Origin of the sequence: Aeromonas sp. s9 (assembly GCF_040907765.1) — a bacterium.
Classification (GTDB): Bacteria; Pseudomonadota; Gammaproteobacteria; order Enterobacterales; family Aeromonadaceae; genus Aeromonas; species Aeromonas caviae.
Genome location: NZ_JBFOCK010000038.1, coordinates 86095 through 98479 on the forward strand (window position 1 = coordinate 86095; position 12385 = coordinate 98479).

The window sequence follows — 12385 nt, forward strand, 5'->3', positions numbered from 1 at the left end:
TCCAAAACGGATGAGATGGTGGTAAACTTGTTTGATATAAATCAATTATTCATTTGAGCCTATGATCCCGGACAAGAAACCTGGCAGACGTATTCAGAGCGGTGGCTGTGCAATTCATTGCCAGGATTGCAGCATCAGCCAGCTCTGCATCCCCTTCACCCTGAACGATAACGAGCTCGATCAGCTCGACAGCATCATCGAGCGCAAAAAGCCGTTCCAGAAGGGTGAAGAGTTGTTCAAGGCCGGCGATGAGCTCAAGTCGCTCTATGCCATACGTTCCGGGACCATCAAGTCATACACCATCACCGAACAGGGTGACGAACAGATCACCGCCTTCCACCTCGCCGGTGATCTGGTCGGTTTCGACGCCATCCACAAGCAGGCCCACCCCTCCTTCGCCCAGGCGCTGGAAACCGCCATGGTGTGCGAAATACCGTTCGATGTGCTCGACGACCTCTCTGGCAAGATGCCCAAACTGCGCCAGCAGATCATGCGGCTGATGAGCAACGAGATCATGGGCGACCAGGAGATGATACTGCTGCTCTCCAAAAAGAACGCCGAAGAGCGCCTCGCTGCCTTCCTGCACAATCTCTCGGTTCGTTTCTCCGAGCGCGGCTTCTCCGCCAAGGAGTTCCGCCTCTCCATGACCCGTGGAGACATCGGCAACTACCTCGGTCTCACCGTCGAGACCATCAGCCGCCTGCTGGGCCGTTTCCAGAAATCCGGTCTCATCAGCGTCAAAGGCAAATACATTACTGTACTGGACAACGTTGCCTTGGGCGTCATGGCCGGAGCCACTCGTCCTCCCTGCGGTTAATCCCCGTTTATTCCCTTTTTTGCCGGATCGGATCACCCTGAAATTTGATCCGGCACACCTTCCCGTCTCCCCCCTTGGACTAAGCTGTAATAGCTAAAGAGTTGCCATCATTGGCCTTTTTACCAAGGAGGAGAACATGGTCAAGTACCGAAACATTCTGGTGGTGATCAATCCCGAGGAGGAGCGCCAGATCGCGCTCGAGCGCGCGGTCAAGGTCGCCGAGCTGGATGAGGGCGCCCAGCTGACCCTGCTCCTGACGATTTACGACTTCTCTTACGAGATGACCGCCATGCTCTCGGCAGACGAGCGGGAAGAGATGCGCCATGGTGTCATCGCCCAGCGTCGGGAGTGGCTCGACGAGATCCTCACTCCCTATCGGGCCAGAGGACTGGAATGCGAAGTGAAAGTGCTCTGGCACAACCGTCCCTTCGAGTGCGTCATTCAGGAAGTGCTGGAACAGCGTCACGATCTGGTCGTCAAGGCGACTCACAAGCACTCCTTCCTGCAAACCTTCATCTTCACCCCCACCGACTGGCACCTGCTGCGCAAATGCCCCTGTCCGGTTCTGCTGGTAAAAGAAGGGCACTGGCAACGGGGGGGCAACCTGATTGCCGCCATCAACTGCTCGAGCGATGACAAGGAGCAGAAGGTGCTCAACGAGCGGATCACCCGCGAGGGGATCGCCATCGCCGAGCTGCTTGGTGCCAGTCTCTATCTGGTCAACACCTACCCGGGCACCCCGGTCAATGTCGCCATCGAACTGCCAGAGTTCGATCCCAACGCCTACAACGATGCCATTCGCAAACACCATGAAGATCTGCTGCGGGAGCATGCCGATCAGTTCGGCATCAACCACATGTGGACCAAGGTGGCGGAAGGCTTGCCGGAGGAGGTGCTGCCGGACATGGCGGACGATCTGAATGCCACCCTGATGATCATGGGATGCGTCGGCCGTACCGGCCTCTCTGCCGCCCTGCTTGGCAACACCGCCGAGCACGTGGTGGACAGGCTCAACTGCGACATTCTCATCCTCAAACCCGACGATTACAGCAGCCCTGTGGATGACAGGCGTCATCCTGCATAAGCGTTTCTTGCCCTCCCCCGGGACATGGCTATAATAAGCCGCTTATTTTTGTCCCGGGTTTGAGGCCATGCTAGAAGAGCTTAACGCCAAAGAGAAATACAGTTTCAACAAGCTGCAGAAACGCCTGCGGCGCAACGTGGGCCAGGCCATCGCCGACTTCAACATGATTGAAGAGGGTGACAAGATCATGGTCTGCCTGTCTGGCGGCAAGGACAGCTTTGCCATGCTCGACATCCTGATGAGCCTGAAGGCCAGCGCCCCCATCCATTTCGATCTGGTGGCCGTCAACCTGGATCAGAAGCAACCCGGCTTCCCCGAGCACGTGCTGCCCGAATACCTGAGCACCCTCGGCATCGACTTCAAGATCGTGGAAGAAGATACCTACTCCATCGTCAAGGAGAAGGTACCGGAGGGCAAGACCACCTGCGCGCTCTGCTCCCGCCTGCGCCGCGGCATTCTGTATCGCACCGCCCAGGAGCTGGGTTGCACCAAGATCGCCCTTGGCCATCACCGTGACGACATCCTCGAGACTCTGTTCCTCAACATGTTCTACGGTGGCAAGCTCAAATCCATGCCCCCCAAGCTGGTGAGCGACGATGGCAAGAACGTGGTGATCCGCCCCCTGGCCTACTGCAAGGAGAAAGATCTGGTGCGCTATGCCGAGGTCAAGGCCTTCCCCATCATCCCCTGCAACCTGTGCGGCTCCCAGGAGAACCTGCAGCGCCAGGCCATCAAACAGATGATGCAGGAGTGGGATCGCCGCTTCCCGGGTCGTCTCGAAACCATGTTCACCGCCATTCAGGACGTGATCCCGAGCCACCTGCTCGATCACCAGCTGTTTGACTTCAAGAGCATCAACCGCGACTCCGGCATCATCGACGGTGGCGACAAGGCATTTGATCCGCCCGAGCTGCCCAAGGCGCCGCTGCTGGACATCGACGAGATGGACATGCTGGACGTGATTGAGGTGCGCTAAGCCCCGTCACCCACAAAAAAGGAGCGCCAGGCGCTCCTTTTTTCATTCTGGCAATCTGCGGACTCGGGTCGCTACCCCTTGTGCAGCCAGGGGGTCAGACACAGGATCTCCCCTTGCAGTTGCAGCTTGCCCTGGGCAAACCCCTTCAGCTGCGCATTGCTGAGCAGCAGTTGCCCCTGCTGCCAGGAGACGGCCTCCTGACGGGCACCCTCCACAAGGTAGGCTGTGCCTGCGGGCGCCACCATGGAGATCCGCACCCCTTCCATCTTGGGCAGGAAATACTGGCCGACCATGCCGGCCATCTTGTCGAGCAATCGCTGCATCTGCTGCTGGCGCGAGACAAGCTCGGCCAGCGGCACCTCGGGTGTGGCGGGGGCGTCGGCCATCACCTGTACCGACAGATCGCAGGCGGCATGGGCCTCGGTGAGCCCCACCACCACGATCGCCTTGTCGAGGTTGAGATCTTCGTCATAGGGCAGACGCAGTTCGCCATCCACCGTGACCTCGGCGGGCACATCCCTGTCCGGGGTCGAGACCCGGGCCGAGGTGAGCCCGCAGCGCCGACCGTTCTGTTGACTGGCCAGATAAAAGCCCAGTCTGGCGTGGCCGAACTCCCCCTTGGCGAAGGTCTTCATCTGGCTGTAGAAGGTGCCGTAGTCGAGTTCAAGGGACGGCTCAGCCTGTCCCAGCATGGGTACCAGCAGGAGCGCCGCCATCCCGTATCGCTTGTTCATATGCCATCCTTTTGCATCACGCTCCGGGCGGGTCGACACCGGCTGACCCCCTGGTATCCCGTTATGCGTTGAAATGATCCGGGCCCTGCCCGCCGTTGCCACTGGCAACCTCGGTCACTTCGACTGCCACCCCACACAGATCCCGGTAGAGAATGCCCTTGCAGTTGAAGTAGAGCGGCGCCACCCAGATAAGTCCCAGCCCCATGGGGATGAGCGCCAGGAAGAAGAGTGCCAGCATGACCCCGTGCAGCAGCACTATGCTGGGCCATCCCCGGGCAAAGAGCTTGAGGGATACCAGAATGGCCTGAGCCGGGGAAAGACCGCGCTCCAGCACCAGAGGTACGGTAAACACCAGCCCCATACCCACCAGGGCGGAAGGGATGAAGGCCAGCATCACCGGCACGCCCAGCAGCTCGAACAGGGGGCCAAACAGGCTGGTGATGAGGCTGCCGAGCAGACTCAGGCTGCCCAGGCGCAGGAAGTGGCGGAAGAAGTCGAATACCTGGCTCGGCCGGGCGCGCACCCCCACCGACTGCTGCAACCCCAGCATGTCGAGGGAGGAGGTCATGGGTGACATGATCACCGTGACCAGCAGGCTCAGGATCAGGGCCATATCCATATCCCCCCCTTCACGGGCGACATAGGGTGTCAGCAAGGTATTGCTCAGCAGGATCCAGATTGCCATGACCCCGGCGATGGCCAGCGCCAATCCGAAACCGGTACGACGAGTCTGTTGCCACCCCTCTTTCAACACCCCTTGCAGGTCCAGACGATATCCCTGGCTGAGGGACTGTTCGAGGGTTCCACCGATCCGCATTCTATTACTCAATTGACTGTCCAACATTCACTGACGACTGATCCAAGGTGGCACATTATAGCGGTTTGAACCGGCATGCGTAGCCGTTTTTCCTGTTATCTTCCGTTCAGAAAGCCATTGATACCAAAGGCCTTGCAGCCCTTCTTGATGAAGTTCCCCTCACCCTTGGCCCCTCTGTCCAACGGGGGTAGGATAATGGCGCGCGCTGGCGGACGAGATGTCCACTGGCTCTTCTCTCTCACACAAGGAAAACGGTCATGTCCGAACTGACGCTCTATCTTGCCCCGGGTACCTGTGCCATGGCGGTACGCATCGCTCTGGTGGAGGCCGGTGCCCCTCACCTTGTCAAGCGCCTGGATCTGGCCGCTGGTGAACAGCGCAGCCCCGACTACCTCGCCATCAATCCCAAGGGGCGAGTCCCGGCACTGGTGACGGAGCATGGCGTGCTGACCGAAACACCGGCCCTGCTGCTCTACGTGGCCCAGCGTTTTCCTAACGCCGGGCTGGCCCCATTGGATGACCCCTTCCTCCTGGCCAGGATGCAGGAGGTACACAGTTTCCTCGTCTCCACCGTCCATGTCGCCCATGCCCATGGACGCCGTCCCGGCCGCTGGGCCGACGATGAACAGGCCATGGCTGCCATGCAGGCCAAGATGCCCCAGAACATGCGCGATGGCTTTGACCAGATTGAGCGCCACTATCTGGCCGGCCCCTGGGTACTGGGGGAGCGCTTCAGCCTGGCCGACATCTACCTCTTCGTGATTGCAGGCTGGCTCGAGAGCGACGGGGTGGCCATCAGCGAGTTTCCCAAGGTGACGGATCACTATCAGCGCATGCTGGCCCGCCCCGCAGTGCAGGCGGCGCTCGCCCTCTGATCTCCTCGCGCCGGGTACGCCTTTTTGTACGGGCAACATCAGGCGACGCCTCTCAGACGGGTGCTCTTCTGGCACCCGTTTCTTCTGAAATTGCCCTGTCACTGAGATCGTTTTCACATTTTCGTCATCACTGCCTAGACCCGTTAACGGTTAACACCTATCTTTCGCCCTAATGACGCAACCGGTTGCGTAACCGATTGCCCAACTCAATATCCATATGCGGTCCCAGGCCGCCGAGGTGCTGTATGAAACGAGGCAAGCTGCTCAACGCTCCCCTGAGTTCGCTGGTGGCCCACATGGGCCATACCGACGAGATCACCGTCTGCGACGCCGGGCTGCCCATACCGGCGGGTCCCGAGCGCATCGATCTGGCGCTGATGGCAGGCACTCCCAGCCTTGACACAGTGCTTAGCGCCCTGCTCACCGATCTGGTGGTGGAGAAGGTGATCATGGCGAGCGAGATCAAGCAGATCAGCCCCGCCGCCCATCAGGCGCTGGTGGATCAGCTGGAGGCGCACGCCGCCGCCCAGGGCAAGCCCATCACCATCGAGTACTGCCTGCACGAAGCATTCAAGGCTCGCTCCCACCAGAGCAAGGCCATCGTGCGCAGCGGCGAGGTGACCCCCTACGCCAATCTCATTCTCTGCGCCGGCGTGGCGTTTTAAATTCCCAAGGAAGCAGCTATGAGCAACGCCAATATGCTCCCCTCGCCCATTCTGGCGCTTTCCGGGATCGTCAAGACCTTCCCCGGGGTGCGTGCCCTCGATGAGGCGGGCCTCAAGGTCTATCCGGGTCAGGTGATGGCCCTGCTCGGCGAAAACGGCGCCGGCAAGTCGACCCTGATGAAGGTGCTGACCGGCATCTACCAGGCCGATGCGGGCAGCATCAGCTATCGCGGCCAGCCGGTTCACTTCAAGGGCCCCCGCGACTCCCAGGATCAGGGGATCAGCATCATCCACCAGGAGCTGAACCTGCTGCCTGAGCTGTCGATTGCCGCCAACATCTTCCTCGGCCGCGAACCTCGTACCCGTTTTGGCAGCATCGACCACAAACAGTTGCGCGAACGGGCAAGCACCCTGCTGGCACGGCTTGGCGTCAAGCACGGCCCGGATACCCGGCTCGGGGATCTCTCCATCGGCGAACAGCAGATGGTGGAGATCGCCAAGGCGCTGTCGTTCGATGCCAGCGTCATCATCATGGACGAGCCCACCGATGCCCTCACCGACACCGAGACCGAGCAGCTGTTCGTGGTCATCCGCGAGCTGCGTGAGCAGGGCTGCGGCATCGTCTACATCTCCCATCGCTTGAAGGAGATCTTCGAAATCTGCGATCGGGTCACCGTGCTGCGGGACGGCAAGTGGATCGGCGAGCAGGCGGTGAGCGATCTCGACGAAGACAGGATCATCGAGATGATGGTGGGTCGCCGGCTGGAAGAGCAGTACCCGCGCCTGGTGCGCGAACTCGGCCCCGTCAGCCTGCAGGTGAAGGATTTGGCCGGCCCCGGCGTGCGCGGGGTGAGCTTCTCCCTGCGTCAGGGTGAAATTCTGGGCTTTAGCGGCCTGATGGGCTCCGGCCGCACCGAGCTGATGAAGCTCATCTACGGTGCCAGCCCCATCAGCGCTGGCCAGATGACGGTGGATGGCCACGCCCTGGTACCCAGAAGCCCGGCCGATGGTCTGGCCGCTGGCATCGCCTATATCTCCGAGGATCGCAAGGGCGACGGCCTGGTGCTGGAGCTGTCGGTGCGCGAAAACATGAGCCTGTGCGCCCTCGGCGAGTTCATTCGTGGCGGCAAGATTGACGGCAAGGCCGAGCGCCAGGCGGTAGGAGACTATGTGCGTCTGTTCAACATCAAGACCCCGAGTCAGGATCAGCTGATCAAGCTCCTCTCCGGCGGCAACCAGCAGAAGGTGGCCATCGCCAAGGGGCTGCTGACCCGGCCCAAGGTGCTGATCCTGGATGAGCCGACCCGCGGCGTCGATGTCGGCGCCAAGAAGGAGATCTATCAGCTCATCAACCAGTTCAAGAAGGAGGGGATGAGCATCATCCTGGTCTCCTCCGAAATGCCGGAAGTGCTCGGCATGAGTGATCGCATCCTGGTGATGCACGAAGGGCGCATCAGCGCAGAATTCAACACCCGCGATGCCAATCAGGAGAAGCTGATGGCAGCGGCAGTCGGTAAACAGTGGCAAGCAGAGCAAGAGGCAGCACAATGACAACCCAAACCCTTTCCCGCCGCGGCGTCATGAGCAAGGCCTGGTGGATCGAGAACAAGTCCCTGGTCGCGCTGCTGGTGCTGATCGGCGTGGTCTCTTTCCTGAGCCCCAACTTCTTCACCGCCGACAACCTGCTCAACATCCTGCGCCAGACATCGGTCAACGCCATCATGGCGGTCGGCATGACGCTGGTCATCCTCACCGCCGGCATCGATCTGTCGGTCGGCTCGGTACTGGCCCTGTGCGGCGCCCTGGCCGCCACCATGGTGGCCATGGAACTGCCCATCGGCCTGGTGATCCCCCTCACCCTGGGGGCCGGCGCCCTGCTTGGCAGCATCAGCGGCCTCATCATCGCCAAGGGCAAGGTACAGGCGTTCATCGCCACCCTGGTCACCATGACCGCCCTGCGCGGCGTCACCATGGTCTACACCGAGGGGCGCCCCATCTCCACCGGCTTCAGTGACGGCGCCGATCACTTCGCCTGGCTCGGGACCGGCTACCTGCTGGGTCTGCCGGTGCCCATCTGGCTGATGGCCATCGTCTTCCTGCTGGCCTGGTATCTGCTCAACCACACTCGCCTGGGCCGCTACATCTATGCCCTCGGCGGCAACGAATCGGCCACCCGCCTCTCCGGTATCAATGTGGCTCGGGTCAAGCTCGCGGTGTATGGTCTGTGCGGCATGCTGTCGGCACTGGCCGGGCTCATCGTCACTTCCCGCCTCTCCTCCGCCCAGCCCACTGCCGGCATGGGGTACGAGCTGGATGCCATCGCCGCCGTGGTGCTGGGGGGCACCAGCCTGATGGGGGGCAAGGGCCGCATCATGGGAACCCTGATCGGTGCCCTCATCATCGGCTTCCTCAACAATGCCCTCAACCTGCTCGACGTCAGCTCCTATTACCAGATGATCGCCAAGGCCAGCGTGATCTTGCTTGCCGTGATGATCGATAACAAAAGCAACCGTTAACAAGCCACGCCACACACAAGGAATGAAATGATGAAAAAGCTCAATACCCTGCTCGCTGCCGCCATCATGTCCGTGCTGGGTACCGCCCAGGCCGCCGATCAGACCCTGGCCATGGTGGTCTCCACCCTCAACAACCCCTTCTTCGTCACCATGAAGGAAGGGGCCGAAGCCAAGGCCAAGGAACTTGGCTACGAGCTGGTGGTGCTGGACTCCCAGAATGACCCGGCCAAGGAGCTCTCCAACGTGGAAGATCTCACCGTGCGCAAAGTCAACGCCATCCTGATCAACCCGACCGACTCCGAAGCCGTGGGCAACGCCATCCGTCTGGCCAACAAGGCCAACATCCCGGTGCTGACCCTGGACCGCGGTGCGGCCCAGGGTGAGGTCAAGGCCCACATCGCCTCCGACAACGTGGCGGGCGGCAAGCTGGCCGGCGACTTCATCGCCGAGAAGCTGGGCAGCGGTGCCAAGGTGATCCAGCTCGAAGGGATCGCCGGCACTTCCGCCGCCCGTGACCGCGGCGAAGGCTTCGCCCTGGCGGTGGCCGCCAACAAGCTGGAAGTGCTGGCCTCCCAGCCCGCCGACTTTGACCGCACCAAGGGTCTGAACGTCATGGAGAACCTGCTGGCGGCGCACCCGACCGTGCAAGCCGTGTTCGCCCAGAACGACGAGATGGCGCTGGGGGCCATCCGCGCCGTGCAGGCCGCCGGCAAAGAGGTGATGATCGTCGGCTTCGACGGCACCGACGATGGCAAGGCCGCCGTGGCCAAGGGTAAACTGGCCGCCACCGTGGCCCAGCAGCCGGCCCTCATCGGCGCCATCGGCGTGGAAACCGCCGACAAGGTGCTCAAGGGCCAGCCGGTGGAAAAATCCATCCCGGTACCGCTGCAGATCGTCAACAAGTAAGTCCGTGGGGGGAGGCTCGCCTCCCCCTTTCTCCGGCAGAGCCTCCCGATCTGGGCCCACCCAGATCAGGATGTTCTCAACAAGGGTGATAGGAATGAATCGTCTCGTAGTCCTCGGCAGCGTCAATGCGGATCACGTGCTGCGTGTCCCCCACTTTCCCCGCCCCGGTGAAACCCTGACCGGCCACAGCTATCAAGTGGTGCCCGGTGGCAAGGGCGCCAACCAGGCGGTGGCCGCCGCTCGGTTAGGTGCAGAAGTCTCCTTCATCGCCCGCATCGGCGATGACGCCATCGGCCGCCAGATGAGAGAGGGCTTCGCTCAGGACGGCATCGACGTGAGCGCCGTCGAGCTCGACCCCAAGCTCCCCACCGGCATCGCCATCATCTATGTGAGCGACGAGGGGGAGAACAGCATCGGCATCTCCGCCGAAGCCAATGGCGCCCTCACCCCGACCGTGGTGCAAGGTCACGAGGCGATGATCGCCGCCGCCCACACCCTGCTGCTGCAACTGGAAGTGCCGCTCGAGAGCGTGCAAGAAGCGGCCCGTCTGGCTCGTGCCCACGACACCCGGGTGGTGCTCAACCCCGCGCCTGCCCGGCCGCTCTCGCAGGAGCTGCTGGCGCTGGTGGATCTCATCACCCCGAACCAGACCGAGGCCGAGCTGCTGACCGGGGTCAAGGTCACCGACGAGGCGACTGCGGCCCAGGCCGCCGCCCGCTTCCACCAGATGGGCATAGCGGAGGTGATGATCACCCTGGGTTCCCAGGGGGTCTATTTCAGCAACGGGACACAACAGCAACTTATTCCAGGCTTTCGGGTCAAGGCGGTGGACACCACGGCAGCAGGCGACACCTTCAACGGTGCCCTGCTGGCGGCCGAGCTCGCCGGCGCCGACTTCCACGACGCGGTGCGCTTCGCCCACGGCGCGGCGGCGCTCTCTGTGACCCGCTTCGGGGCCCAGAGCTCCATCCCGAGCAAGCAGGAGGTGGAATCCTTCCTCCTTGAACAGACGGCGCAGGGACACTGATGGCCAATATCAAGGAGGTGGCTGCGCTGGCGGGAGTGTCGACCACCACCGTTTCCCACGTCATCAACGAGACCCGCTTCGTGGCCGAAGAGACCCGGGAGCGGGTCTTCGCCGCCATGCGCGATCTCAACTATGCCCCGAGCCTGGTGGCCCGCAGCCTCAAGGTAAAGGAGACCAACAGCATCGGCATGCTGGTTACCACCTCCAGCAACCCCTTCTTCGCCGAGGTGGTGCGCGGGGTGGAGCGCTACTGCTTCGAGCAGGGTTACAACCTGATGCTGGGCAACACCGAAGGACAGGCCGAGACGGCGCTCTCCTACCTCAAGATGATGCTCAGGAAACGGGTCGACGGCCTGCTCATCATGTGCAGTGAAGGGCAGCAGGAGGTGTTCAACCAGCTCGACTGGCTCAAGAGCCTGCCGGTCGTGGTGATGGACTGGGGCATGGAGAATGGCGAGGTGGATCTCATCGCCGACAACTCCCATCGTGGAGGCTACCTGGCAACCCGCCATCTGCTGGGGCTGGGTCACACTGCCATCGGTTGCATCACGGGCCCCCACAGCCGCGCCCCGGCCAACCAGCGCCAGGCGGGTTTCGAGCAAGCGATGCAGGAGGCCGGGCTCACCGTCAATCCGGGCTGGATCCAGGAGGGAGACTTTGACTGCGCCAGCGGCGCCGCCGCCATGACCCGCCTGCTGGCGCTGCCAGAGCGTCCCACCGCGCTGTTTGTCTGCAACGACATGATGGCCATGGGGGTCATCAGTGCCGCCCATCAGGCAGGGCTGGTGATCCCCCGCGATCTCTCCATCGTCGGCTATGACAACGTGGCGCTGGCCCAGTTCATGTCCCCCCCGCTCACCACGGTCAATCAACCGAAAGAGGAGCTGGGCCGCCTCGCCGTCACCCGGCTGCTGGCGCGCATCAACGGCGAGCCCATCGCAAACCGCATGATCACCGTGGATCCGGACCTGGTGATCAGACACTCCTGCGCTCCCTTTTCCTCACCGGACAGCAAACCAGTTTAAGTGCCAGCAAGCAGCAGAAGGGCGGCCATGAGCCGCTCTTCTGTGTATTGTCTCCTTGGCATCGGCCCCGAGACTGCACAAGCCACCACTCAACTCAGCTTGAGATCATCCTCTTGCTGCGCCTCTCCCAGGGGAGCCAGGCGCAGCAGCCCCAGCGCCGTTGCCAACGGCTGGAGCAGCGCCTCGTACCCGGAGGGTGCTGGCAGCCAGTAGCGAATTGGCCAGCCCGCTTGCAGCAGTTCGGGGGCGCAGCTGCCAAGCTCGCTCAGCGCCAGCATGCAGCCACACTCGCGCATCTTCTCAAGCAGGGTGGCATCCGGTATCAGCGCAGGCAATGCCAGGATCAGTCTCCCCTGTGGCAAGGGGGGCAGGCTCGCCAGCAGAGGGGCCAGCTGGGCAGGCTGATGAAGCCTTACCAGCAAGGTGCCACTGCATGGCTCTTCTGTCAGCCATCGTGCCATCACGGGCCCAAGGACACAACGCTCTTGCATCCAGCCCACGTCACAGGGCTGCTGGCTCACCCGCCAGCGCAGGCTGACCGCCGTCACCGGCACGCCCTGCTCGTCTCTCATCGCCTCGCAGAGGGTCTCCAGGGGGGAAGGGGCGGCCCCCGCCAGCCATTCCCGCAATTGGTGCAGCTGCCGCTGGGCCATGTGGAGATCAGCCTTCATCGCACTCTGATACCACACCAGGGTGGTCCCCTCACGCTTGGCCTCGTTCAATGCCAATATGGCTTGCTCCAATAGCTCATCGGCATCCTCGCCACCCTCGCGCCTGGCCACTCCGAAGCGACACGCCAGATCAAAGCTGCTTTCCCGGGTCACAAACTCAAACTGCAACAGACTCACCTTGACATCCTCCCCCACCTTAGCGCTTCGCGTCACAGGAGGGGGATCCCCATTACTGGGTGATAGCTGCTCGCGCAGTACCGGGTTCCTGCTTC

General features: G+C 62.1%; 12 protein-coding genes and 1 pseudogene. 10 read left to right on the forward strand and 3 right to left on the reverse strand.

Annotated elements, in window-relative coordinates; all coding sequences use genetic code 11:
* The first annotated feature begins 61 nt into the window (after window positions 1–61).
* From AB5Y54_RS07970 to ttcA, 3 genes are all read left to right on the forward strand, one after another.
* The gene (locus AB5Y54_RS07970) at window positions 62–817 is read left to right on the forward strand and encodes an FNR family transcription factor (RefSeq protein ID WP_010674781.1); all 756 of its coding nucleotides are present in this window, start codon (window positions 62–64) and stop codon (window positions 815–817) included.
* 136 nt (window positions 818–953) lie between these two features.
* Entirely contained in the window at window positions 954–1901 is a 948-nt protein-coding gene (gene uspE / locus AB5Y54_RS07975; protein WP_010674782.1) for a universal stress protein UspE, read from the forward strand.
* Between the two features lie 67 nt (window positions 1902–1968).
* Window positions 1969–2877 (forward strand): tRNA 2-thiocytidine(32) synthetase TtcA, encoded by a 909-nt coding sequence (ttcA, locus tag AB5Y54_RS07980; RefSeq protein WP_010674783.1) that lies wholly within the window; start codon window positions 1969–1971, stop codon window positions 2875–2877.
* 71 nt (window positions 2878–2948) lie between these two features.
* Here ttcA and AB5Y54_RS07985 read toward each other — a convergent pair whose 3' ends face one another.
* On the reverse strand, window positions 2949–3611 hold the full coding sequence (locus tag AB5Y54_RS07985; RefSeq protein WP_124814392.1) for a DUF2987 domain-containing protein: 663 nt from the start codon (window positions 3609–3611) through the stop codon (window positions 2949–2951).
* Between the two features lie 61 nt (window positions 3612–3672).
* A complete protein-coding gene (locus AB5Y54_RS07990; protein WP_053288443.1) occupies window positions 3673–4428 on the reverse strand; it encodes a hypothetical protein in 756 nt (251 codons plus the stop codon).
* A gap of 257 nt (window positions 4429–4685) precedes the next feature.
* Between AB5Y54_RS07990 and AB5Y54_RS07995 the strand changes: the two genes are divergently transcribed.
* The 7 genes from AB5Y54_RS07995 to AB5Y54_RS08025 all read left to right on the forward strand — a co-directional run bounded on the left by AB5Y54_RS07995 (window position 4686) and on the right by AB5Y54_RS08025 (window position 11442).
* On the forward strand, window positions 4686–5303 hold the full coding sequence (locus AB5Y54_RS07995; RefSeq protein WP_124814394.1) for a glutathione S-transferase family protein: 618 nt from the start codon (window positions 4686–4688) through the stop codon (window positions 5301–5303).
* Between the two features lie 245 nt (window positions 5304–5548).
* Window positions 5549–5968 carry a D-ribose pyranase gene (gene rbsD, locus AB5Y54_RS08000; RefSeq protein ID WP_124814396.1) on the forward strand — a complete coding sequence of 140 codons (420 nt, stop codon included), beginning with the start codon at window positions 5549–5551 and terminating at the stop codon, window positions 5966–5968.
* A gap of 18 nt (window positions 5969–5986) precedes the next feature.
* Window positions 5987–7519 (forward strand): ribose ABC transporter ATP-binding protein RbsA, encoded by a 1533-nt coding sequence (gene rbsA, locus AB5Y54_RS08005; protein WP_182958602.1) that lies wholly within the window; start codon window positions 5987–5989, stop codon window positions 7517–7519.
* Window positions 7516–8484: a ribose ABC transporter permease gene (rbsC, locus tag AB5Y54_RS08010; RefSeq protein WP_042879504.1), complete on the forward strand. Its 969-nt coding sequence runs from the start codon at window positions 7516–7518 to the stop codon at window positions 8482–8484. Before rbsA ends, rbsC begins: the two co-directional genes overlap by 4 nt.
* 30 nt (window positions 8485–8514) lie before the next feature.
* On the forward strand, window positions 8515–9390 hold the full coding sequence (gene rbsB / locus AB5Y54_RS08015) for a ribose ABC transporter substrate-binding protein RbsB (protein ID WP_124814398.1): 876 nt from the start codon (window positions 8515–8517) through the stop codon (window positions 9388–9390).
* A 94-nt stretch (window positions 9391–9484) separates the two neighbouring features.
* Window positions 9485–10417, forward strand: a complete 933-nt coding sequence (gene rbsK / locus AB5Y54_RS08020; RefSeq protein ID WP_182958598.1) for a ribokinase — start codon at window positions 9485–9487, stop codon at window positions 10415–10417.
* Window positions 10417–11442 (forward strand): substrate-binding domain-containing protein, encoded by a 1026-nt coding sequence (locus AB5Y54_RS08025; RefSeq protein ID WP_041211440.1) that lies wholly within the window; start codon window positions 10417–10419, stop codon window positions 11440–11442. The genes rbsK and AB5Y54_RS08025 overlap by 1 nt, the downstream gene beginning before the upstream one ends.
* Window positions 11443–11531: 89 nt before the next feature.
* Here AB5Y54_RS08025 and AB5Y54_RS08030 read toward each other — a convergent pair.
* Window positions 11532–12385, reverse strand: a pseudogene (locus tag AB5Y54_RS08030) (hypothetical protein); the annotation flags it as partial.

What these genes read in the sequence shown, in the direction of transcription:
- AB5Y54_RS08025 (WP_041211440.1), top strand. Translation starts at nt 10,417, where the DNA reads ATGGCCAATATCAAGGAGGTGGCTGCGCTGGCGGGAGTGTCGACCACC.
- AB5Y54_RS07985 (WP_124814392.1), bottom strand. Translation starts at nt 3,611, where the DNA reads ATGAACAAGCGATACGGGATGGCGGCGCTCCTGCTGGTACCCATGCTG.
- rbsD (WP_124814396.1), top strand. Translation starts at nt 5,549, where the DNA reads ATGAAACGAGGCAAGCTGCTCAACGCTCCCCTGAGTTCGCTGGTGGCC.
- rbsC (WP_042879504.1), top strand. Translation starts at nt 7,516, where the DNA reads ATGACAACCCAAACCCTTTCCCGCCGCGGCGTCATGAGCAAGGCCTGG.
- AB5Y54_RS07990 (WP_053288443.1), bottom strand. Translation starts at nt 4,428, where the DNA reads ATGCGGATCGGTGGAACCCTCGAACAGTCCCTCAGCCAGGGATATCGT.
- AB5Y54_RS07995 (WP_124814394.1), top strand. Translation starts at nt 4,686, where the DNA reads ATGTCCGAACTGACGCTCTATCTTGCCCCGGGTACCTGTGCCATGGCG.
- rbsA (WP_182958602.1), top strand. Translation starts at nt 5,987, where the DNA reads ATGAGCAACGCCAATATGCTCCCCTCGCCCATTCTGGCGCTTTCCGGG.
- uspE (WP_010674782.1), top strand. Translation starts at nt 954, where the DNA reads ATGGTCAAGTACCGAAACATTCTGGTGGTGATCAATCCCGAGGAGGAG.
- rbsB (WP_124814398.1), top strand. Translation starts at nt 8,515, where the DNA reads ATGAAAAAGCTCAATACCCTGCTCGCTGCCGCCATCATGTCCGTGCTG.
- AB5Y54_RS07970 (WP_010674781.1), top strand. Translation starts at nt 62, where the DNA reads ATGATCCCGGACAAGAAACCTGGCAGACGTATTCAGAGCGGTGGCTGT.
- ttcA (WP_010674783.1), top strand. Translation starts at nt 1,969, where the DNA reads ATGCTAGAAGAGCTTAACGCCAAAGAGAAATACAGTTTCAACAAGCTG.
- rbsK (WP_182958598.1), top strand. Translation starts at nt 9,485, where the DNA reads ATGAATCGTCTCGTAGTCCTCGGCAGCGTCAATGCGGATCACGTGCTG.